The sequence below is a fragment of the Rhizobium zaerense genome (assembly GCF_051810725.1).
GTDB classification, from domain to species: Bacteria; Pseudomonadota; Alphaproteobacteria; order Rhizobiales; family Rhizobiaceae; genus Rhizobium; species Rhizobium leguminosarum_I.
In genome coordinates this window covers 4,392,622-4,416,055 of sequence record NZ_CM132690.1, presented here as the reverse complement: position 1 = coordinate 4,416,055, position 23,434 = coordinate 4,392,622, and the positions used below count along the sequence as shown (strand labels likewise).

The following is a 23,434-nucleotide window of genomic DNA, read 5'->3' as shown; positions in this document are numbered from 1 at the left end:
TCTCCTTGGGACTTTTCGTCCTCTATGGCTGACAATAGGCAGCCGCCGTTCCGTACAGCTTAAAAATTGCGGTTAAGAAAACTTTGCCTCCTCTGATGGTTATCAAAACCGAATCCGGCAGGGTTTCCGGAAGGTGAACGATGTGGTGTCCTGAAATGATGCATCCAGAGGTAAGCCTCAGGTAAGCTTTCCATGGCAAAATGTGCTCACCAGCAGTTCGTCTTTCTTTTAGAAATTTGGGTGAAAAGGGCGCTTTTCATGATCTCGGCTTCCCTCGCTTACACGATCCTGTCGCGGGATATGACGTCCAGCCTCAACAAGGTTGCGTCGCAGGCGACGGTCAAGAAGGATGCTCAGTACTACGCCGACCATATCAACAAGGTCGAAAACGTCGACGATTTCCTCGGCGACTACAAGCTCTATAGCTATGCAATGAAGGCCTATGGTCTCGAGGATATGACCTATGCCAAGGCCTTCATGAAGAAGGTGCTCGAAAGCGACCTCACAGACCCCAACAGCTACGCCAACAAGCTTTCCGATACGCGTTATCGCGAGTTTGCCGCCGCCTTCAATTTCAACGCGCCGGCCAAGGATGTCCAGACCGACGCGCAGGAGGACGACCTGATCGGCCTCTACAAACAGTCCTTCGTCGATGCCGACAAGGCCGCCAGCGCTGAGAGCACCTATTACAGCAACAATATCGATAGCGTGCAGACCGTCGACGACCTGGTCAACAACGCCCGGCTGCGCACCTATGTGCTGAAGACCTTCAAGATTGATCCGACCTATGCGTCGAAGGATTTTCTGCGGCAGGTGCTGACGAGCGATCTCAGCGACCCCACGAGCGTCGTCAACACGCAAGGCGGCGACAAGTACAAGGCGCTTGCCGCCCAGTTCAGCTTCAATGCCGACGGCACCGTCACCGGCACGGCGCAGACCGCCGCGCAGAAGGCCTCGGTCATCGAATCCTACACCCTGAATTCCCAGTCCGTCATCATCGACAATTCGGTCGGTTCGGACGTCTATTACGTCGGCCAGACGGCGGCCGATTACAACAAGGCCTATTATACGGCGAAGATCGGCACGATCACCAATGTCGACGATCTGGTCGCCGACAAGCGCCTGACCTCTTATATCACGACGGCCTACAGCATGGGCGCCGACTTCACCGCCGCAGCGCTGCGCACGGTGCTGACCGATCCCGGTTATGCCCAGCTGATGGGCTTTACCAATGTTTACAACGCTTTCAACTTCAAGGCTGACGGGTCGGCCTCCAGCACGGCGCGCGTCCAGACGCTCGATCAGGCAAACAGTCTGAAGGCGGCCGCATCGAACACGAACAACTATTATACCGTCACCTCACAGTCGAGCGGCATCACCAATGTCGACGACCTGCTCGCCGACAGCGTGCTGGCGCGCTATATCAAGGATGCCTACGGTCTCGGCACAGGTTTCAGCAATGCTGACCTGAAGAACATCCTGACCGATTCGGCCTATGCCGCGGCCCAGGGCCATTCCGATCTCAATGCCGACTTCAACTTCCAGGCAGACGGTTCGATCAACGGTTCCGCGATCCAGACCGCGGCGCAGCGGAAATCGACGACCGACAAGTCAGCGGCGAATGCAGCACATTTCAACAGCATGATCGGCAACGTCACCAATGTCGACGACATCATGTCCGATGCGGTTGCGGTCAGCTATATCAGAAACAGCATGCAGATCGCAGACGGCGTCTCCGATGCGACATTGAGGACTTTCCTCGTCGATCCCACCGCGGCCAGCGCCCAGGGCTACAGCGACGTTCACAACCTCTTCAATTTCAAAGCGGACGGTTCGGTCGCGACCCTTTACGCCTCGCAGAGCGCGACGCAAAGCGCCAGCACCACCAGCAAGGCCGACAATGCGGCAGTCTACTACCAGTCGACCATCGCCGGCATCTCAAACGTCGATCAGTTGCTGGCGGACCAGAAGCTGAACAATTTCGTCCGCAACGCCTACGGCATCCCGTCGACCGTCAACGACGTCGCTCTTCGCGCTATCCTGACCGATCAAAGCGGCACCGGAACCTATGCCGACGTCGCCGCCGCCTTCAATTTCAAGGCGGACGGCACGCTTGAGGACGGCATGGCGGCGCAGACCGCGACCCAGATCAGCAGCACCAAATTTGCCGCCGCGGCGCGCACCGATGATTATTCCGCCAGGATGTCGACGATCGGCAATGTCGATGATCTGCTTGCCGACAGCGCCATGACCAATTTCCTGAAGAGCACCTACAATCTGCCGTTCAGTATTTCGGACGCCGATCTGAAGAGCATCCTGACCGATGCGACGGCCGCCGCCGCAGCCGGCCATGCCGATCTCAATGCCGACTTCAATTTTGCCGCCGACGGATCGCTTCCTGTCCTCAGTTCGGCCCAGACGGCCGATCAGGCACAGACCACCAACGACAATTATGCGGCGCGCTACGACGACGAACGCGACGAGGCGATCGACGAGGTCGCATCCAACTACCAGAAGCTTATGGCCGACAGCAGCAGTCTGCTGAATTTCTCCGACGTCAACAGTGTCAATGATTTCCTGCGCAGCAATTCGTCCGCCGATTTCAGCAAGAGCAACGACAAGCTGCCGGATCTCTTCCATGTGGCGCTGCAGGCCTTCGGTCTGACCGACCAGGAGGTCTCGCGCTCGATGATGCGCAAGATCCTGACGAGCGATGCCTATGATCCGAATGGCTATGTCGCCTCGCTCAAGGATGAACGCATCACCAATCTTGCCCGGGCCTTCAATTTCGGCCCCGACGGCAAGGCGGCATCACCCTTCCAGGCGCTCCCCGACGCGACCATGGCCAAATATGCCACCGACTATCGATCGCATATCACCATGCTGATGAAGGACGGTCCGGTGAAGGACAAGGCGGCGAAGGACGCGACGGCTGAAGTCAACTATTTCGCCAAGGGCATGGCGAAGGTGAAGTCGCTCGACGATTTCCTCGACGACAGCCGCCTGACCGGCCTGGTGCTGAAGGCGAACAACCTTGATCCGAAGGATTACGACAAGGCGACGCTCAAGAAGATCTTCACATCCGATCCAGACGACAAGAAGAGCTATCTCAACGCCACCGCCGATGCACGTTTCAAGGATATCGTCGCCGCCTTCAACTTCGACAAGGATGGCAATCTGACCCGCGCCAAGATCGGCACCATCCAGAACAAGGCGGCCGAGGAGCACACCCAGGAGCTCTACGTCAAGCAGACGATGGAAACCCAGGAAGGCGAAACCAACGACGGCGTGCGCCTGGCGCTCTATTTCAGCCGCAAGGCCCCGAGCATCACCTCGATCTATTCGATCCTCGGCGACAAGGCGCTCTATCAGGTCATCACAACAGCCTACAGCCTGCCGTCGCAGATCTCGGGCATGGATGTCGCCAAGCAGGCCGATCTCATCAACCGTTTCGTCAAGCTCGAGGATCTCCAGGATCCGAAGAAGGTCGACAAGCTGCTGCGCCGGTTTACCGCGATGTACGACGTCCAGAACGCCACCCAGCAGTCGCCGGCGCTGATGATCCTGACCGGCGGCGGCACGCAGCAGTCCTAAGGCAATTCCCAGCAAAGTACGCAGCGGGTTCCTCCACGTTTCGTCGTCCCAGGGCTTGAGCTACAGCTGTCCGGTTGGCGTCAATGACTGCTCCTCACCCTAACCCTCTCCCCCTTCTGACGGGGAGAGGGGACGTGCCCTGCGAAAGGTTGGTGGGAACCGAAAGGTTGTGTCATATTCCCTTCGCCCCGCCTGCGGGGAGAAGGTGCCGGCAGGCGGATGAGGGGCAAACGTTGGCGATCCCTCCGATTGTCGGCCTCACGGATCGAGGCTGACGACCTTTCCCGGGTTCATGATATCGGCGGGGTCGAAGGCGCGCTTGATGCGGCGCATCAGCTCGATTTCGATCACAGGCCGGATCGCCGCCAGTTCGTCGCGCTTCAGCTGGCCGATGCCGTGCTCGGCCGAGATCGAGCCGCCATGCGCAAGCACCCGTCCATGGACGATATGGTTCATCTCGTGCCAGCGGGCGATGAAGGCGTCCTTGTCGGCGCCGAGCGGCTGGGAAATATTGTAATGAATATTGCCGTCGCCCATATGGCCGAAGGCGCAGATGCGGGCGCCCGGCATCGCCGCCATGACAGCTTCTTCGGCCTCGGCCATGAAATGCGGGATCTTCGATACGGGCACGGAAACATCGTGCTTGATCGAGCCGCCTTCCGGCTTTTGCGCATCCGACATGCTCTCGCGCATGTGCCAGAGCGCCTTCTGCTGTGCTACCGACGAGGCGATTGCCGCATCCAGCACCAGCCCGGCCTCGAATCCCTGTTCCAGCACGCCACTCATCATCCGCTCCGCCGTCTCGGCCGAGTCCGACGTCGAAATGTCGATCAGCACATACCAGGGATAGGCGGTCTCCAGCGGATCGCGCACGCCGTCGATATGGCGGGTGGTGATTTCGACGCCGAAACGCGGCATCAGCTCGAAACCGGTGAGCGAGGCGCCGCAGAGACTGGAGGCGAGGTTGAACAGGGCAAGCGCGTCCGCCACCGAATTCAGGCCGGCGAAGGCTATCTGATGGCCGAGCGGCTGGGGAAAGAGCTTCAGCACCGCACCGGTGATGATGCCGAGCGTGCCCTCGGCGCCGATGAAGAGATCGCGCAGATCGTAGCCGGTATTGTCCTTCTTCAGGCGGCGCAGGCCGTCCCAGATCTCGCCGGTCGGCAACACCACTTCGAGGCCGAGGCAGAGCTGGCGCATATTGCCATAGGCAAGCACGGCCGTGCCGCCGGCATTGGTGGAAAGGTTGCCGCCGATGCGGCAGGAGCCCTCCGAGCCGAGCGACAGCGGAAACAGCCGTCCATGCGCCTCGGCCGCCTTCTGCACCTCGGCAAGGATGGCGCCGCCATCGGCCACCAGCACGTTCGCCACGGGATCGACATCACGAATCCTGTTCATGCGCTCGAGTGACAGGATGACATCGGACTTGCCCTGGCGCGGCGTCTGGCCGCCGACGAGGCCGGTATTGCCGGTTTGCGGCACGATCGCCGTTCCGGTCTCCGTCGCAAGCTTCATGATATCAGAGACTTCTTCGACCGAACCGGGTTTCAAGAGGAGAGGGGAGGAGCCGTGATAGAGCCCGCGGTTTTCGATCAGATGCGGTGCAAGATCTGCCTCGCTACGCAAGGCGTATTTTTCACCGACGATGGCCGCGAAGCGATCGAGGAGTTCGGTGGAAATGCTGGAATTGCTCATCGGCCTCGGTTCTCCATCGTGATGCACTGTCCTTCAGTCGCGGGGCGCGGCTGCCCGCTGCAGCCGGTCGTTGATCGCTTCGCCAAGCCCATCCTCGGGAATCGGCGAAAAGGCGATGCTCTGGGCGCCGCTGGCATCGGCCCGCTTCATATAGTCGAAAAGATTGGCCGCCGCCTCCGCCAGGTCGCCGCGCGGGCTGAGATCAAGGACGATCCGGGCACCGTTCGCGCCGGAAACCGCAGCGCTCCCGAAGGCAATCAGTGCCTCGCCGGGTTCCACCGCCGTCGCATTGAGGCGCACGGAAGCGCCCGGCGCGTAATGTGAGGCGAGCATGCCCGGCGCTTCGATCGCCGCCGATGCCGTTTTCGGCCGCAGCAGCGGCTGGCCCGCGACACGCTCGATCTCGCGCGCCGCCAGTCCCCCGGGCCGAAGCAGCCGCAACCGGCCGCCCTCTGCTTTGACGATCGTCGATTCGACGCCGACAGCACTTGGCCCCGCATCGAGGATCAACGGGATCCGCGCCCCGAGATCGGCTTCGACATGGGCGGCACTCGTCGCACTGATCCGGCCCGAGGTATTGGCGCTGGGGGCTGCGAGCGGCCGTCCGAAGGCGCCGATCAACGCGCCCGCAAAGCCCTTCGGCACGCGGATGCCGACGGTGTCAAGCCCGGCGGTCGCCAGCGAATGGATCGAGCTTTCTGGCTTCAGCGGCAGCACGAGGGTCAGCGGACCGGGCCAGAAGGCTCTGGCCAGCGCCCGTGAGACCGGGTCGAACTCGGCGTGCTCTTCGGCCATGGCGAGATCGGCCATGTGGCAGATCAGCGGGTTGAAGCGCGGCCGACCCTTTGTCTCGTAGATGCGGGTGATGGCTGCGGGATTGGTGGCGTCGGCCGCAAGGCCGTAGACGGTCTCCGTCGGGATGGCGATGGCAAAGCCGTCGGCAAGAGCAGCTGAGGCCGCCTCAAGCGCTGCTTGCCTGTCTGCCGTGATGTCGATTATGCGTGCCATATCCTGCCCGGTCCTGGCAGTCATTAGGCTTTCCGCCGCTCGCGATCAATCGCTTTAGAGCTGCCGGATGATTTCGCGCAGCTGTTCGTTGCGGGCACCGAGCAAGAGGATGTTGCGGATCGCAGCCTGCGGATCATGGGTGCGGAAGAGCAGGCCGTTGCCGCGCACCGACCGGTCGATGGTCATCTTTTCCGCGGAGTTCTCGCCAGGTTTGATGGCGACGGCGAAATACATGCGGGAATAACCGACATCGATGCGCTCGAAGAAATTATCGTTGTCGCCGATGTCGGAATAGAAATTGGCGATGTAGAAGGCCCAGCTTACCTCTTCGTAATGCGCGAATTTCGTCCGCGCGGCGGTGACGTGGCAATAGCCGAGATGCGGGCTGTCCTCCAGCGTCCGGTGAAAGATCATCTTCGGAAACTGGATCGAGTGGTGAAAGCCGTTGATGTGCTGATGCGTCTTTTCGCCGGCGACCTGCAGCTTGCGGCCGGTCTTTGCGGCGACCTCGTCATGGGTGAAATAGCGCTTTTCCTCGGCCAGCCAGTGCCGCCGCTCGCGGGGAATGCGGCCGGTGCGCAAAAATTCGGAATGCGCGGCAATCAGCTGCGGCTCTTGCAGTTTACCTGCTTCTTTCGCGTCGAAATACCGGAGTTTGGCCATGGTTCGCATTCTTCGGTCGGTCTGAATCAACAGCAGGATAGGACGGTATGCTTAAGGCGATGTTAAAAAATCGCCATGGCGGCAGGCCGGCTGAAGGCAAATGCCGGTAGATGTCGCAAACACGACTGACATCGATATCAGGCAGTGGACCTCTTTGCGCAACGGGTCTTTACGCCATGTCGCAATTGAGGATAATTGCCGGGAGAGTCGGGCGAGGTGATCGACCGGGATGGGCCGCTTCAAGCCTTGCCGCATCCTGTCGTCAATTTCGAAGCCGATGTCGCATTACAACCAAGCGGCAGCCATGCTCGGTGATTAAATGACGCCATGAACAATTCTCCCGAAGGAGAAGGAAGCGGGCGCGCTTCCGCCGGCCTTCTTGCCGGAAGGCGGCAGCCGGGTGCACGAGGACATGAAGATGGATATTCGCAGCAACGTTTTGCGTCAGCTCAAGAGCCGCCGTGAGGGCTTCAGCCTCGAACAGCCGTTCTATATCGACGAGGAATATTTCCAGCTCGACATGGAGATGATCTATTATCGCGACTGGCTGTTCATCGGCCATGATTGCGAACTGCCGAAGCCGGGCGCCTATTTCACCGTCCAGATCGGCAGCTATCCCGTCGTCATCGTCCGCGGCCGCGACAATATCATCCGCGCCTTCCACAACAGCTGTCGTCATCGCGGCTCGCGCGTCTGCACCAAGGAGCACGGCTCCTCCGTGCGTCTCGTCTGCCCCTACCATCAATGGACCTATGATCTCGAAGGCAAGCTCGCCTTCGCCCGCCACATGGGCGATGATTTCGACAAATCGGGTTTCAACCTGAAGCCTGTCCACTGCGAAACCGTCGCAGGCTTTGTCTTCATCTGCCTTGCCAACACCGCTCCGGATTTCCAGACGGTGCGCGACAAGATCGAACCCTATGTCGCACCGCACCGGATCAGCGAGAGCAAGGTTGCCTTCCAAAGCACGATCATCGAAAAGGGCAACTGGAAGCTTGTCTGGGAAAACAACCGCGAGTGCTACCACTGCGCCGCCAATCACCCCGAACTCTGCCGCACCTATCCCGAAGCGCCGAGCGTGACCGGCACGGATGGCGGCGCCGACGATCCCGAGATCGCCGGCCATTGGGCGCGCTGCGAGGCCGCCGGCCTGCCGAGCAAGTTCCAGATTTCGCCGGACGGTCAGTTCCGCACCGCCCGCATGCCGCTGATCGAGGATGCCGAAAGCTACACAATGTCGGGCAAGCGCGCCGTCAAGCGTCCGCTCTCCGACGATATCTCGATCGGCCATATCGGCACCATGCTGCTCTTCCACTACCCGACGACGTGGAACCACCTGCTCGGCGACCACGCCATCTCCTTCCGCGTGCTGCCGCTCAGCGCCAACGAGACCGCGGTGACGACCAAGTGGCTCGTCCACAAGGACGCCGTCGAAGGCGTGGATTACGATCTCGAGGAACTGACCCACGTCTGGACCGAGACCAACGATCAGGATCGCCGCATCGTCGAGGAAAACGCCTTCGGCATTCACTCGCCCGCCTATGAGCCCGGCCCCTATTCCACCCTGCATGAGGGCGGCGTCATGCAGTTCCTCGAATGGTATTCGAACTTCATGGTGAACCGTCTGCAGGGCGACCAGGCGAAAATTTCCGCCGTGGCCTGATCCATCGCGCCCGGAACTGTTAGCGGTTCCGGGATCACGATATGCATGAACAGAGGACTGAGGTGCGTTCCGGGCGAGATCATCGAGGAAGGCCTCGCGGTTAATGCCCGGTTCAGATCGATTTCTTTAGACATACGAAAGCAGCCGGCCCCGGCCGCTTTCGGAACCATTCCGGCACGAAAGCGTTGCTGAGCAGGCGGTTATCGCTGTTGAATGGGAGAGAAGAATGTTCGGTTTGAGTAACAAGATCGCGACTGCAGTTCTGGCTGCGGCCGTGGTTCTGACAGGTTTCGTGCCGTCGCAGGCAATGCAGATGCCGACCGCCCCGCAGGTGGAAAAGTCCGCAGCCGTCGAGAACGTCCAATACCGCCGCTATTATCGCCCCGGTTACCGTCCGGGCTACCGGCCAGGCTATCGTCCCGGCGCCTACTACCGGCCCGGCTATTACGGCGGCTATCGCGGATATTCCTATTACCGCCCGGGCTATCGCCATTATAACGGTTATTGGTATCCGCTCGCCGCCTTCGGCGCCGGTGCGGTCATCGGCGGCGCCATTGTCGCGCAGCCGCGTTACGTCGCGCCTGCGCCCAGCATGGGTTCGAGCCACGTTGCCTGGTGCGCCAACCGCTACCGGTCCTATCGCGCCTACGACAATACCTTCCAGCCCTATAACGGCCCACGCCAGCAGTGCTATTCGCCGTATTGATAAACGTGCTGTTCTCGAGAAACGTCTGCCCCTCACCCTAACCCTCTCCCCGTAAAAACGGGGAGAGGGGACGTGCCAAATGTGCAGCGTCGAGGTTGAGGAAAACGGTGCGGCATGTTCCTTCTCCCCGCCTGCGGGGAGAAGGTGCCGGCAGGCGGATGAGGGGCCGGTGCGGGTTGATCCCCATCGGATCGAGGCGTAGGTCCGCGAGCCCCGGCAGTCACGCCGCACGTCCACCCTCAAAGAATATCCACGCGCCTCAGCAGCCACCAGGCAAAGGCGATGGAGGCGACGATCAGAGCGACGGCGTATTCGGTGCCGTAGTCGCCGACGGCGAAGGGCAGGTTTGCCGTGTTCATGCCGAAGAAGCCGGTCACCAGCGTCGGCGGCAGCAGGAAGGCCGTCATGATCGACAGCAGATAGAGGTGACGGTTGGTTTCGGAGGATTGCTTCGAATCGATTTCTTCGTGCAGCAGGCGTGCCCGGTCCTGCAGCGCATAGATATCGTGGTCGACCGTTTCCAGCCGGCTCGTCAGCCGCCGCGCCACATCGTCGAAGCCGAAGGGCATCTCGTCGTCGTCGGCCGCCGCCGCCCGGCGCATCAGCGCCAGCACGGTGCGCAGATGGCGATGCAGCCTGACCACGGTTCGCCGCACCGGCGCCAGGCGCCGGCGCTCGTCGCGCTGCGCGCTGTCGTAGACGATATCCTCGATCTGGTTCAGTTCTTCGGTGAGTTCGATGACGACCGCGATCAGCGTGCGCTGGAATTCGATCACCAGCAGTTCGAAGAGATCGACTGGCCGGGAGAATTTGCCTGGATTCTTCTCGATCAGGGCGCGTGCCCGTTCGACGCTGCGCAGCGGCTGCAGCCTCGTGGTGATGATGAAGCGGTCGGACATGGCGAAATGCAGCCAGCCGAGATTGTTGGTATCCTGGGCGAAATCGCGCTGGCAATCGACGAGCGTGCCATAGAGCATCTGCTCGTCGACAGTGATGGTCGCATGCGTATCGCGCGTCGTCAGCGCCGATTTCGCGTCCTCCGTCAGCCCGTCCAGCGTATCGAGCAAGGCTGGCACGCGGGCGTCGACAAGGTTGAGGTGCAGCCAGTAGAAACAATTGTCGGCGGTCAGTTCCGCCACCGTCGCACTATTGTTCAGTCGCACCGCGGTCTTTTCTTCGGGTGAGAAGCGATAAGCCCAGACGAAACCGGGTATGTTGACGGGCAACGTGTCCATTGTTCGCCGGTCCTTTGCGAAGGCGATGTCATTCCTTAGAGTGTCTCCATGACGTGCATTTGTGCAAGGGTGCAAGAGCAAAGCGTCACGTCATGCGACTTATCGCATGACGGCCGAGGAAATCGAAAGTGACGTTTACGTAAAAATCAATTAGCCCGTGTCTCGGAGGGGCTTTGCCGCTGTGAGGCCGGTCTGCGGAGGAAAAACCATGTACAAAGCGCCCGTCGAGGAAATCGCGTTCACGTTGAAGCACGTAGCGGGCATGGGCGAGGCAATTTCCAAGGGGCTGCTCGGCGATCTCGGCGAAGATCTGGTCGATGCGATCCTTGCCGAGGCGGGACGTTTTGCCACAGAGGAAGTGGCGCCGCTGGCCGACATCGGTGATCGTCAGGGCGCTCGTCTGATCGATGGCGAGGTCCGGCTGCCGGATGGCTGGCGCGATCTGTACCGCCATTGGATTGCCGGCGGCTGGAACGGCCTGACGGCGCCCGAAGCTTTCGGCGGCCAGGCCTTGCCGCATATGCTGAATGTCGCAGCACTCGAAATGTGGAATTCCGGCTCCATGGCCTTCGCCCTCGCCCCGACGCTGACGATGGGTGCCGTCGAGGCCGTCAACACCCATGGCAGTGCCGCGCTGAAAGCCAAATATCTGGAAAAGATGGTCTCCGGCGAATGGACCGGTACCATGAACCTGACCGAGCCGCATGCCGGCTCCGATCTCGGCGCCCTGAAGGCTCGCGCCGAGCGCCGCGACGACGGCAGCTACCGCCTGTTCGGCCAGAAGATCTTCATCACCTGGGGCGAACATGACGCGGCCGACAACATCATTCATCTGGTGCTGGCCCGTCTGCCGGATGCGCCGGCCGGCACCCGCGGCATCTCGCTCTTCCTGGTGCCGAAGTTCCCGGTGAACGACGACGGTTCGCTTGGGGGCCGCAACGATCTGTTCTGCCACTCGCTGGAGCACAAGCTCGGCATCCATGGTTCGCCGACCTGCACGATGATCTACGGCGACGGAAAATTCGGCGGCGAAAAGGGCGCTGTGGGCTGGCTGGTCGGCGAGGAGAACAAGGGGCTCGCCTGCATGTTCACGATGATGAACAATGCCCGCCTCGCCGTCGGCATGCAGGGCGTGGCGATCGCCGAGGCCGCCACCCAGAAGGCGCTCGCCTATGCCAGGGAACGCACCCAGGGCAGGGCGCCGGGCTCAAGCGGCGCCGGCATGAGCCCGATCGTCGACCATCCCGATGTCGCCCGCATGCTCCTCACCATGAAGGCTCTGACGCAAGGGGCGCGCGCCATTTCCTATGCCTGCGCCCACGCGATCGACATGTCGCACCGGGCAGGTGACACGAGCCGCCACTGGCAGGAGCGCGCCGCCCTTTTGACGCCGATTGCCAAGTCCTTTTCGACCGATGCCGGCGTCGATGTCGCCTCGCTCGGCATTCAGGTGCATGGCGGCATGGGTTTTATCGAGGAGACGGGTGCGGCGCGTTATCTCCGCGATGCCCGCATTGCGCCGATCTACGAGGGCACCAACGGCATCCAGGCGATCGACCTCGTCACCCGGAAGCTGCCGCTCTCCGACGGTGACCAAGTGAAGGGCTTCATCGCCGAGCTTAGAGATCGCCGATGGCGTCCGCCGCTCCAATCTCAATGGTTTCGGCGAGACCGCTGCCAGGCTCGAGGCTGCGATTGCCGATCTCGAACAGGCGACCGCCTGGCTGCTGAAGACGCTTGCCGACAACAGGGTTACCGAGGCGCTCTCGGGAGCGACACCCTATCAGCGCCTGTTCGGGCTGGTGCTCACCGGCTGTTATCTCGCCAAGGGTGGTCTCGCCGAGGGAGTCGATGGGGCGGGCGAAAACCGCATCGCGCTCTGCCGCTTCGCCGCCGAAAACCTGCTTGCCGAGACCGCAGCCCTTTGCGACCGGGTCGTCAATGGCGCGGCAAGCCTTGCCGCCGCCCGCATCCTGCTTGCCTGAGGAGACCTTATGACCGACCACATCATCGTCGAGCAGCCTTCCGCTTATCCCGGCGTGCAGTCCATCCGCTTCAACCGGCCGGAAAAGAAGAACGCCATCACCCGCCCCATGTACCGCACCATGGCCGATGCGTTGACTGCGGCCAACACGAACCCCGACATCCGCGCCACCGCCTTGCTCGGCACCGAAGGCTGCTTCTCGGCCGGCAACGACCTGAACGATTTTCTTGCTGCCGCGATGGGCGGCCGCGGCCTGGAGCAGGAGATTCTCGATTTCCTCTATGCGCTGGTGAAGGCCGAAAAACCCGTCGTCTCCGGCGTCGACGGCCTTGCGGTCGGCATCGGCACGACGATCCATTTCCATTGCGACCTGACCGTCGCCTCCAACCGCAGCCAGTTCCGCACACCCTTCGTCGATCTGGCACTAGTGCCGGAGGCAGGTTCCAGCCTCGTCGCGCCGCGGCTGATGGGATATCAGCGCGCCTTCGCCATGCTTGCCGCCGGCGAAGCATTTTCGGCCGAGGAAGCGAAGGAAGCCGGCCTGGTCTGGAAGGTCGTCGAACCAGGCGAGGTCGATTCACTAACGCTTGCCCTCGCCGCAAAGCTCGCGGCCAAGCCGCCGGAGGCGCTGCGCATCGCCCGCGATCTCATTCGCGGCGATCGTGGCGAGATCATCGCCCGCATCGACGAAGAGGCCCGCTATTTCTCCGCGCGGCTGAAAAGCGCCGAGGCGCGGGCGGCCTTCGAAGCCTTCATGCGCCGCTGAGCGCCGATCTCGATCGTTTCCGAACAATCCATGGCAAGCAGGCCGGTACCAACACCAGTTCGGGAGCAAACGGATACCGATCAGACCGCCGGCACATTGAATACCTCGCCGGCCCTGAGCGGCCGGAACCGTTCCGGGGGAATATCATGCTCGCTCATGGCTTCTTGCAATGCTCTTGCCGGCGCGTCGACCGCTTCATTCGTCAGTTGGAACGTGGCGAAGTGGTGTCCGGCCACATAGGCCGCATTTGCCAACTTCATCCCGGCCACCGCCTCCTGCGGATTCTGGTGCTGCCCTTTCATGAACCAGCGCGGCTCATAGGCGCCGAAGGGTAAAATGGCCAGGCGAAAGCCGCCATGCTTCTGCTGTGCCGCTTTGTAGTTGATGCCGTCGTGAAAGCCCGTATCTCCGACGTGATAAATCTTTCCGGCTGGAGTCGATAAAATGAACGACGCCCAGAGTGCCATCCGGCGATCGGCGGTTCCGCGAGCGGACCAATGGTGTGCAGGCTCGGCATCAATGCTTATTCCGGCGTGCGAAATGCGCTCGCCCCAGTCCATCGATGTCGTCTGTATATCGGGCACGGCACGGCGTATGATTGTGTCATTGCCGAGCGGCGTCACGACAAGTGGCCGATGCTTCGCAGCCAACCGCCTGAGCGTTGCGATATCGAGATGATCATAATGATTGTGCGACACCAGCACGAGATCGATTGGCGGCAAATCATCGAATGCGATGCCCGGTTGGACGACGCGCTTGGGTCCGGCAAAAGCGAAGGGACTCGCGCGCTCTGACCATACCGGGTCGGTGAGGATATTGAGCCCAGCGACCTGCACGAGCATAGTCGCATGGCCGACCATGGTCACTCTTAGGTCCTCGCCGTCGACGCATGAATCCGGTTTGGCCGCCGCGTACGGACTTGCGACCGACCTCGGCCAGGGCTCACGGCCACCGCCGAATTGCCACCGCAACACATCGCGGAAACCAAGAGGTTCGATACCTTCGGGATTGAAGAAATGCGTGCCGTCGAAATGATCGGACACGGGGCCGTTATAGTAGGGGTTGCGTCTTTTGGACTTAGTCATTGCCGGTGACCAGGGCAACGCTTCTGTTTTTGTCGATCATGTTTCACCTTAGGGTGGAGATCACCGCCAATTGGTTACTATCTTTTCGATATCGCGTCACTATCGAAAAGATACCGATAAAAGCCTATCGATTCCGCGATGCCTTTCCGCTGCGGCCTTATCTGTGGCGATGTGCGTGGAGCATTCTCGTCTTGCAGGATGCACATAGGGGCCTCATCCGGTTCTACCAATATAGGAAGAGCCGCGGCATCGTGACCACTATGGCGGGCTCGGAGATCCAACCCATTGCAACAGATGCCGTTTCAGGCACACAAGCCGGGACTCGGGCAATGCGACACAGCTCGGATCGGGACACGAAAACCGGAAACCGACAAGGTAGCTCCAACGCTAGGAAGACGGTTCGGGCACCACACCGCCGGCACAGAGAGCAAAAACTTAGCCGACAGGCACGCCTATTTCTCCAGCGTCGCCACCACCTCGACATGCGAAGTCCAGAGGAACTGGTCGATCGGCGTCACGCCGGTAATGCGGTAGCCGCCCTCGACGAGGATCGCCAGATCGCGCGCCAGCGTCAGCGGATTGCAGCTGACGGCCACGATCTTCTTCACGCCTGAGCGGGCGAGCTCCTGGCACTGGAACTCGGCGCCGGCCCGCGGCGGATCGAAGACGACGGCGTCATAGGGCTTGAACTCCTGCGTCATCAAGGGGCGGCGGAAGAGATCGCGCTTTTCGACGGTGACCGGTTTCAGCCCCTGTGTGTTGCGGGCCGCATGATCGAGGGCTGCGAGCGCCTTTGCCTCGGCTTCGACGGCGTGCACGCGGCCGATCCGCGCCAGCCGCAGTGAAAACGTGCCAGCGCCGGCAAAGAGATCGGCGATCCGCTTCGACTTGCCGACATGAGCAAGTACCAGTTCGGCCATCGCCTCTTCCGCGGGCTTGGTTGCCTGGGTGAAGCCGCCCGGCGGCGGTGAAACCTGGACGCCACCGAATTCGACCATCGGCTTCGACGGCTCGACGAGGATTTCGCCGTTCAGCGAAACACGGGCGATGCCGCGCAGGCTGAGCGCGGTCTCGATCGCCTTGCGCCGCTGCGGGTCGGAGAGTTTCTTCACCTCGTCGACTGATATGTCCAGGCCGGAAAGCGTTTCGAGCACGGCGACGCGGAAGGGTTCGGCGCTGGTCGCCAGCGATGCAGCAATCGCCCTGATCGCCGGCAGCCGGGCGATGATCCCTGCCGACGAGATCGGACATTCCTCGATGGCGACGATATGGTGGCTTTCGGCCTGGTTGAATCCAACAAGCATGTCCTTCTCGGTCTTGCGCGCCGCAAAGACGAGGCGCCGGCGCTCGCCCGGCCGGGCCGGAACGATCTCGCCGACCTCTGACGTCAGACCCTTCGATTTCAGCGCATCGATCACAAGCTGGCGCTTGAAGGCGCGGTAGGGCGCATCGGCCATATGCTGCAGTGTGCAGCCGCCGCAGGTGCCGTTGACGCCATCCGGGCCGAAATGCCGGCAAGGCGACTCCTGCCGGTTGGGCGAGGGCGTCGTGATCGACATGATCGTGCCCTGGCTCTTGACCCGGGCAATCGCCACCGTTTCGCCTGGCAGGGAAAAGGGCACGTAGACAGGCCCGCCGGCGCTGCTGGCGATGCCGTCGCCCTGGGCGCCGAGCTTCTCGATCTTGACGGTTTCGGTGCTCACGGTTTCAATCCTGCCAGAAGAAATTCCTGATTGCCATCGCCGCCGGAAATCGGGGAAGGGATGAGGCCGAGGCTTTTCCAGCCCATGTCCTCTGTGAACCAGCGCTCCAGTTCCGCCGCAACGGCGGGAGCGGAGGAGGGGTCCTTCAGCATCCCGCCCTTGCCGATCGCCTCGCGCCCGGCCTCGAACTGCGGCTTGACCAGCAGCACGGCGATAGCGCCGGGTTCGGCGATCTCGAGAGCCGGCGCAAGCGCCAGCCTCAGCGTGATGAAGGAGACGTCTGAAACGATGAAGGTGGCGGGATGGCCGATATCCTCTGCGGTCAGATTGCGGGCGTTGAGGCCTTCCCTGTTGGTGACGCGCGGATCGCCTGAAATGCGCGGATGCATCTGCCCGTGGCCGACATCGATCGCGGTGACATGCGCAGCCCCGCGCTGCAGCAGCACCTCGGTGAAGCCGCCAGTGGAGGCCCCGACATCGAGACAGTGATGGCCGGCAGGATCGAGCCGGAAATGGTCGAGTGCGGCGGCAAGCTTCAGTGCGGCGCGCGAGACATAGTCCTGCGCCGGATCGTCGATCTCGATTGCCGCGTCTGCGCCAAACAGCGCGCCAGCTTTCGTCACCACTTGGCCGCCGATCTTGACGGTGCCGCGCTGCACGGCGTCGCGGGCGCGCGAGCGGCTGGCAAAGAGGCCGAGGGAGACGAGAAGTTGGTCGAGGCGTTGGGTGTTTTGATCTGACATCGGCTGTGCATGACCGGCAAAGCCGCCGGTTGCAAGCAATTTGTTCCCAAGACCGTCATTGACCCTCAAAAGCTTTCGGCGATAATCCTGCCGCGGCGACCGCGCGGCCGCAGACACGGGGGTGTTCCATGCTGAAGCTCTTCACGCTGATTGCCGCGGCAGTGATCGCATCGCCCGCGATCGCGAACGACACGATGGCCGAGGTCAAGACCGGCGGGCTGATCTTTGCCCAATCCGACGATGTCAGCATGGCTGAAGAGGATCTCTTCATCTCCGCTTCGGAAGTGCGCGTCGACTATATCTTCGAGAATAGTTCCGACAAGGATGTCGAAAGCCTGGTCGCCTTTCCGATGCCCGACATCACTGGCCAAGTCGACAACAATTCCGCCATCTCCGATTATGACAGCGACAATTTCCTGCATTTCTCCACCGTGCAGGACGGCAGGCCGATCACCGCCAAGCTGCAGCAGCGCGTCGTCTCGCTCGGCATCGACGTCACCGAGGAATTCGCCAAGCAGGGCATTCCGGTCCTTCCCTATAGCCAGAAGACGACCGAGGCGCTCGCCAAGCTTCCCGAAACCGTCCGCAAGGACTGGACCGCCCGCGGGCTCGTCTATCCCATGGCCGAGGGCGATGCCGATGGCGTCGCAAAGGTTGATCTCGTGCCGCTCTGGACGCTGCGCTCGACCTATTGGTGGCGTACCACTTTCCCGGCGAAGAAGAAGGTCAGCGTCCAGCATCGCTACAAACCGGCCGTCGGCGGCACCGTTGCCATCAGCTTTCTCGAAGGTGGCGAGCCGAAGGGCGAGCGTTTCGACGAATATTCGCGCAAATACTGCCTCGACGGAGATTTCGTCAAAGTTGCCCAGCAGCGTGCTCGGGAAGCCGAGGCCGGGGGCGCCAACTATACCGAAAGCTGGATCTCCTATGTGCTGTCGACCGGCGCCAACTGGGCGGGACCGATCAGGCGCTTCCAACTGACGATCGACAAGGGCAAGCCGGGCAGCCTCATCAGCTTCTGCGGCAGCAACGTTCGGAAGATCGGTCCGACGACCTTCCGGATGACATCACAGGATTTCGATCCCACAAAGGATTTCGACATCTTGATCCTCAATCCTCCGGAAACGGCACAATAATCCGCGCGCTCGGCCTCGGTTGCAGTGCACAAATTTAAACAAATTTAAAGCCTGCCCGGATAGGTTCGGCGTGATTGCGGCGGTTCGTCTGAACTGCTCAGCGCCATGAAGGCGCACGCGTTTCCACGCCGATCATGTTCTCAGTTTCAAACATCCCGGCGGTTGCGTCTCGCGCGACCTGCCTCTCGCCGCGTCGACTGTCGTCAGGAGAAATCACCGATGTCCGCCAAAAACATATCCTTGAACGGTAAACTTGCGGCCACGTTCGCAGCCCTCATTCTCATTTTCGTCGCCGTTTCCGCTTTCGTTTACTCCAAGGCGACGGCGTCCGCGGCCGCGTCTGCCGAGCAGGAAAAGTCCGAGCTGCTCGTCAATCAGATCGACGATGCGCTGCAGGCGATGCTCGAACAGGCCGTTAACCTGCGTGGCTTCATCCTCTTTCGCAGCGACAGCACCTATGACGACGTCTTCGCCAACCGCGAGCGCATGCTGAAGGCGATTGCCGCCGCCAAACAGACGGCGGCCGGCGAGCCGCAGCTGGTCGAGATGATCGAGGGCATGCAGAAGGCCGCCGACCTCTATTTCCATGAACTCGCCGAGCCGCAGACCAAGGCGCGCAAGGAAACCGACATGCCGATCGAAGAGGTCGTCAAGATCGGCGTCAACGCCACCAAGGGCCAGCTCGACGGTTTCCGCCAGGCCTCGGCCAAGATCAAGGCCACCGCGCGTGAAAAGTCGGAAGCGCTTGCCGAGATCCGGGCTGATGCCAACAGCGATCTGAAGATCACGCTGCTTGCCGGCGGCATCCTCGCCTCGCTTGCCGCTGCTATGCTCGCCTGGCTGATGTCGCGCATCATCGTCCGCCCGGTCGTCGGCATGACGAGCGCCATGGATCGCCTCGCCGGCGGTCAGAACGACATCGAGGTTCCGGCGACCGACCGCGGCGACGAAATCGGCCGCATGGCCCAGTCGGTCCTGGTCTTCAAGCAGGCGGCGATCGAGAAGCTGCGCCTTGCCGGCGAGACCGACCGCATGCGCGACGACGCCGAGCGTCAGCGCCGGGCAGGTGATGAGCAGAAGGCGCGCGAGGAAGGCGAGATTCGCTATGCCATCGACGCTTTGGCGGGCGGCCTTGCCGAGCTTGCCAACGGCGATATGGCCGGCCGCCTCCAGACGCCGTTCGCCTCGCAATATGACAGCCTGCGCAATGACTTCAACCATGCCGTCGAAAAGCTGCAGGCGGCGCTGCAATCGGTCGGCCGCAACGCCTCGGCGATCAATGCCGGCGCCGGCGAAATCCGCTCGGCTGCCGACGATCTGGCCCACCGCACCGAGCAGCAGGCTGCCGCCGTCGAACAGACCGCCGCGGCACTCGAGGAAGTGACGACGACCGTTCGCGACAGCGCCAAGCGCGCCGAGGATGTCGGCAATCTCGTCGAGCGCGCCCGCCTCGGCGCCGAAAAGTCAGGCGAAGTCGTCCGCAAGGCGGTCTCCGCCATGCAGCAGATCGAGAAGTCCTCGGGCGAAATCTCCAACATCATCGGCGTCATCGACGACATCGCCTTCCAGACCAACCTTTTGGCCCTGAACGCCGGCGTCGAAGCCGCCCGCGCCGGCGATGCGGGCAAGGGCTTTGCGGTCGTCGCCCAGGAAGTGCGCGAGCTTGCCCAGCGCTCGGCCAAGGCCGCCAAGGAGATCAAGGCGCTGATCACCACCTCGGGCGAACAAGTCGTTGCCGGCGTCGGCCTGGTCGGCGAAACCGGCAAGGCGCTGGAGGTCATCGTCTCCGAGGTGCAGGAGATCAACCACCACGTCAGCGCCATCGTCACCGCCACCCGCGAACAGTCGATCGGCCTGCAGGAGATCAACACTGCCGTCAACAACATGGACCAGGGCACGCAGCAGAACGCGGCCATGGTCGAGGAGCAGACTGCCGCCAGCCATGCGCTCGCTCAGGAGGCAAACGCTCTCGAAGAATTGCTGCGCCAGTTCAAGCTCGGCCAGCTGGCCCCGGCGCCGCGCGCAAGCGTTGCCGGCACCAACGCCCGCCCGGTCGCCTCCCCGGCCCACGCCCTGACCCGCACCGTCGCCAAGGCTTTCGGCGGAAGACAGGCGAGCGCTGCAGCCGTGAAGGAAGACTGGACGGAGTTCTGAGAGGGCGGCCTTCTTAGGAAGGGATGTTAAATGAACAGGGCGGTGCAGTGATGCGCCGCCTTTTTATTGAGAGGACCTGCCGAGCAGCCCCCTCATCCGCCCTACGGGCACCTTCTCCCCGAGGGGAGAAGAGGGAATCGAGACGTTGCGGCATATCTCTTCTCCCCTCGGGGAGAAGGTGCCGGCAGGCGGATGAGGGGGCCACACGGCACGCCCTCACCCAAATCTTACCCCGCAACCCCAACCCCAACCGCCCGCCGGCGCCCCAGCGCCCTGAACACCGTTGAGACGATGCCGGCGCGGTCGAGGCCGGCGTGGGCGTTCATGGCTTCGGGCTTGGCCTGCTCCATCCAGATGTCGGGCATGACGAGTGAGCGCAGCTTCATGCCGTTGTCGAGCAGGCCTTCGGTGGCGAGGAAGTGCATCACATGGCTGCCGAAGCCGCCGATTGCGCCTTCTTCGACGGTGATCACCATCTCGTGGTGGCGGGCAAGCTGGCGGATCAGGTCGTGATCGAGCGGCTTGGCGAAACGCGCATCGGCGACCGTCGTCGAAAGCCCCGCGGCATCGAGATCCTCGGCGGCAAGCAGACAGTCGGCAAGCCGCGTGCCGAAGGAGAGCAGCGCCACCTTGGTGCCTTCCTTGACGATGCGGCCCTTGCCGATCTGCAGGATTTCGCCGCGCGCCGGCATGTCGACGCCGACGCCTTCGCCGCGCGGATAACGGAACGAGATCGGCCCGCCATCATAGGCGACAGCCGTGCGCACCATGTGCTTGAGTTCGGCCTCATCGGCGGCTGCCATCACCACGAAGCCGGGCAGGGTGGTGAGGAACGTGGTGTCGAAGGAGCCGGCATGCGTCGGCCCGTCGGCGCCGACAAAGCCGGCACGGTCGATCGGAAAACGCACCGGCAGTCCCTGGATCGCCACGTCGTGCACGACCTGGTCGTAGGCGCGCTGCAGGAAGGTCGAATAAAGCGCTGCGAACGGCTTGTAGCCTTCTGCGGCCAGGCCGGCAGCGAAGGTCACGGCATGCTGTTCGGCAATACCGACGTCGAAACAGCGCGACGGAAAGGCCTCGGCGAGCTTGTCGAGGCCGGTACCGTTCGGCATGGCGGCGGTGATGCCGACGATCTTGTCGTCGAGGGCGGCTTCCTGCACCAGCGCTTCGGCAAAGACGCTGGTATAGCTCGGCGCATTCGGCTTGACCCTTGCCTGGGCACCGGTGATGACGTCGAACTTGTTGACGCCGTGATATTTGTCGGCCGCGGCTTCCGCCGGCGGATAGCCCTTGCCCTTCTGGGTGACGACATGGATCAGCACCGGTCCGCGCCCATTGTCGCGCACATTGCGCAACACCGGCAGCAGGTGGTCGAAGGAATGCCCGTCGATCGGGCCGATATGATAGAAGCCCATCTCCTCGAACATCGTGCCGCCGGTGACATAGCCGCGCGCATGCTCGACGGCGCGGGTGATCGCCCGGTCGATGTTCTTGCCGAGATAGGCCGTCAGCTTCTTGCCGAGATCGCGGAAGCCCATATAGGTGCGTCCCGAGGCGAGGCGGGCGAGATAGGCGCTCATTGCGCCCGTCGGCGGCGCAATCGACATGTCGTTGTCGTTGAGGATGACGATGAGGCGCGCGTCCAGCGCCCCGGCATTGTTCAGCGCCTCATAGGCCATGCCGGCCGACATCGCCCCGTCGCCGATGACGGCGATGACGCGGCGGTCTGATTTGTCGAGGTCGGCGGCAATCGCCATGCCGAGGCCGGCCGAGATCGAGGTCGAGGAATGCGCGGCCCCGAAGGGATCATATTCGCTCTCCGCCCGGCGGGTGAAGCCGGACAGCCCGTCTTCCTGGCGCAGCGTCCGGATGCGGTCACGCCGGCCGGTGAGAATCTTGTGCGGATAACATTGATGGCCGACATCGAAGATCAGCCGGTCATCAGGCGTGTCGAAGACGCTGTGGATGGCGATCGTTAATTCAACGACGCCGAGACCGGCGCCGAGATGGCCGCCGGTGCGCGACACCGCATCGATCATTTCGTCCCGGACTTCGCGGGCAAGCTGCGGCAGGTCGCGATCCTCGAGCTTGCGCAGGTCGGCGGGATAGATGACCTGGTCGAGCAGGGGGGTCTTCGGCAGTTGTGTCACGGGCGGGCGCTCTTTCTTGCTTTTCCTTGTTCCGCTTTATTCGATTAGATTGCGGCAAAACAAGTGCATTTCAGGAACCGAAGGTTTTCACCTTAGAGCATGATGCCGAAAAGTGTGAGCGGTTTTCGGCGGAGATCCAGCTCTATTTCTCGATCCCGATCCGGAGGATTCGGATCATTGGGATCCATTTAGCCTTCCGGCAAAGGCACGAATTCCTCTTCGTCACCGGGAACGATATCGAAGCGGCCGCTGCGCCATTCCTCCTTGGCCTGTTCGATCCGCTCCTTCGAGGAGGAGACGAAATTCCACCAGATATAACGTTTCGAATTGAGCGCCGCCCCGCCGAAGAGCATCAGGTGGCAGCCGTCGCGGCCGGCTTCCAGCGTGATCTGATCGCCCGGCCGGAAGACTAGCAACTGGTCGGCGGCAAAACGGTCGCCTGATATGACGACCTCGCCCGACAGCACATAGACGGCGCGCTCTTCGTGGCCTGCGCCGAAAGGAAATTTGGCGCCCGGCTGCAGGTCGAGATCGACATAGAGCGTGTCGGAGAAAACACCGACCGGCGATGTCATGCCTTCGAACGAGCCGACGACCACGCGCCCGCGCACGCCTGCCGTCTCTATCAGCGGCATGGCGGACTTTTCCGTATGGGCGAAGGCGGGATCGATCTCCTCCTTGTCGTCGGGCAGAGCCAGCCAAGTCTGCAGCCCCGACATCAGCAGCGGATGGCCACGCAGATTGTCGGGCGTGCGCTCGGAGTGCACGATGCCGCGGCCGGCCGTCATCAGGTTGATATCGCCGGGACGGATGACCTTTTCGGTGCCGAGGCTGTCGCGATGGCGGATCTCGCCGTCGAACAGATAGGTGACCGTCGACAGTCCGATATGCGGATGCGGCTTGACGTCGAGCGCCTCGTCGGGCTTCAGGATCGCCGGACCCATGCGGTCGAAGAAGATGAACGGCCCGACCAGCCGCCGCTGCCGGCTGGGCAGCGCGCGGCGCACCTGGAAACCACCGATATCGCTGGTGCGCGGGATGATCAGGTTCTCGATCGCGTCGCAGGCAAAGGCATCGCCGGGCAGGGGGTCTTTACCGGGAAAGAAGGACATGGGGATCTCCGATCGCTACAGGGCCGCGCGTCATCGC

General features: G+C 62.2%; 15 protein-coding genes and 1 pseudogene. 7 read left to right on the top strand and 9 right to left on the bottom strand.

All coding sequences use genetic code 11. From position 1 onward, the window contains the following. Positions 1-258 precede the first annotated feature (258 nt). The gene (locus tag ACS4RR_RS22025) at positions 259-3,594 is read left to right on the top strand and encodes a DUF1217 domain-containing protein (RefSeq protein ID WP_456189400.1); all 3,336 of its coding nucleotides are present in this window, start codon (positions 259-261) and stop codon (positions 3,592-3,594) included. 258 nt (positions 3,595-3,852) lie between these two features. Here the strand turns inward: ACS4RR_RS22025 and ACS4RR_RS22020 are convergent, their stop codons facing one another. Genes ACS4RR_RS22020 through ACS4RR_RS22010 form a run of 3 tightly spaced genes read right to left on the bottom strand, consistent with a single transcriptional unit; the run spans position 3,853 to position 6,960 of the window. Next, entirely contained in the window at positions 3,853-5,289 is a 1,437-nt protein-coding gene (locus ACS4RR_RS22020) for an FAD-binding oxidoreductase (protein ID WP_456189399.1), read from the bottom strand. A 33-nt stretch (positions 5,290-5,322) separates the two neighbouring features. Beyond that, complete coding sequence (locus tag ACS4RR_RS22015) at positions 5,323-6,297, bottom strand: L-threonylcarbamoyladenylate synthase (RefSeq protein WP_456190166.1); 975 nt, start codon at positions 6,295-6,297, stop codon at positions 5,323-5,325. 54 nt (positions 6,298-6,351) lie between these two features. Beyond that, entirely contained in the window at positions 6,352-6,960 is a 609-nt protein-coding gene (locus ACS4RR_RS22010; protein WP_017963056.1) for a DUF6656 family protein, read from the bottom strand. 418 nt (positions 6,961-7,378) lie between these two features. Between ACS4RR_RS22010 and ACS4RR_RS22005 the strand changes: the two genes are divergently transcribed. Next, positions 7,379-8,623: an aromatic ring-hydroxylating oxygenase subunit alpha gene (locus ACS4RR_RS22005; RefSeq protein ID WP_162118348.1), complete on the top strand. Its 1,245-nt coding sequence runs from the start codon at positions 7,379-7,381 to the stop codon at positions 8,621-8,623. Positions 8,624-8,849: 226 nt separating this feature from the next. Then, entirely contained in the window at positions 8,850-9,329 is a 480-nt protein-coding gene (locus ACS4RR_RS22000) for a BA14K family protein (RefSeq protein ID WP_456189398.1), read from the top strand. Between the two features lie 239 nt (positions 9,330-9,568). On the opposite strand, the gene ACS4RR_RS21995 is transcribed toward ACS4RR_RS22000, so the two are convergent. Then, complete coding sequence (locus ACS4RR_RS21995) at positions 9,569-10,564, bottom strand: transporter (RefSeq protein ID WP_020486033.1); 996 nt, start codon at positions 10,562-10,564, stop codon at positions 9,569-9,571. Between the two features lie 208 nt (positions 10,565-10,772). Here ACS4RR_RS21995 and ACS4RR_RS21990 point away from each other — a divergent pair. Further along, positions 10,773-12,549, top strand: a pseudogene (locus ACS4RR_RS21990) (acyl-CoA dehydrogenase family protein). 9 nt (positions 12,550-12,558) lie between these two features. Continuing rightward, a complete protein-coding gene (locus ACS4RR_RS21985) occupies positions 12,559-13,314 on the top strand; it encodes a crotonase/enoyl-CoA hydratase family protein (protein ID WP_456189397.1) in 756 nt (251 codons plus the stop codon). 80 nt (positions 13,315-13,394) lie between these two features. Here the strand turns inward: ACS4RR_RS21985 and ACS4RR_RS21980 are convergent, their stop codons facing one another. From ACS4RR_RS21980 to ACS4RR_RS21970, 3 genes are all read right to left on the bottom strand, one after another. Then, positions 13,395-14,399 (bottom strand): MBL fold metallo-hydrolase, encoded by a 1,005-nt coding sequence (locus ACS4RR_RS21980; RefSeq protein WP_456189396.1) that lies wholly within the window; start codon positions 14,397-14,399, stop codon positions 13,395-13,397. Between the two features lie 452 nt (positions 14,400-14,851). Then, complete coding sequence (locus ACS4RR_RS21975) at positions 14,852-16,102, bottom strand: class I SAM-dependent RNA methyltransferase (RefSeq protein ID WP_260110238.1); 1,251 nt, start codon at positions 16,100-16,102, stop codon at positions 14,852-14,854. Continuing rightward, on the bottom strand, positions 16,099-16,845 hold the full coding sequence (locus tag ACS4RR_RS21970; protein ID WP_170258288.1) for a TlyA family RNA methyltransferase: 747 nt from the start codon (positions 16,843-16,845) through the stop codon (positions 16,099-16,101). Before ACS4RR_RS21970 ends, ACS4RR_RS21975 begins: the two co-directional genes overlap by 4 nt. Before the next feature lie 128 nt (positions 16,846-16,973). Here ACS4RR_RS21970 and ACS4RR_RS21965 point away from each other — a divergent pair, with 128 nt between their 5' ends. Both ACS4RR_RS21965 and ACS4RR_RS21960 read left to right on the top strand, forming a co-directional pair. Continuing rightward, positions 16,974-17,981 (top strand): DUF4424 domain-containing protein, encoded by a 1,008-nt coding sequence (locus ACS4RR_RS21965; RefSeq protein ID WP_456189395.1) that lies wholly within the window; start codon positions 16,974-16,976, stop codon positions 17,979-17,981. A gap of 219 nt (positions 17,982-18,200) precedes the next feature. Then, complete coding sequence (locus tag ACS4RR_RS21960; protein WP_456189394.1) at positions 18,201-20,135, top strand: methyl-accepting chemotaxis protein; 1,935 nt, start codon at positions 18,201-18,203, stop codon at positions 20,133-20,135. A 227-nt stretch (positions 20,136-20,362) separates the two neighbouring features. Here ACS4RR_RS21960 and dxs read toward each other — a convergent pair whose 3' ends face one another. Continuing rightward, positions 20,363-22,285, bottom strand: coding sequence for a 1-deoxy-D-xylulose-5-phosphate synthase (gene dxs, locus ACS4RR_RS21955; protein ID WP_456189393.1), 1,923 nt, complete (start codon positions 22,283-22,285; stop codon positions 20,363-20,365). A 188-nt stretch (positions 22,286-22,473) separates the two neighbouring features. Continuing rightward, a complete protein-coding gene (locus ACS4RR_RS21950) occupies positions 22,474-23,397 on the bottom strand; it encodes a pirin family protein (RefSeq protein ID WP_222385805.1) in 924 nt (307 codons plus the stop codon). Positions 23,398-23,434: the final 37 nt, after the last annotated feature.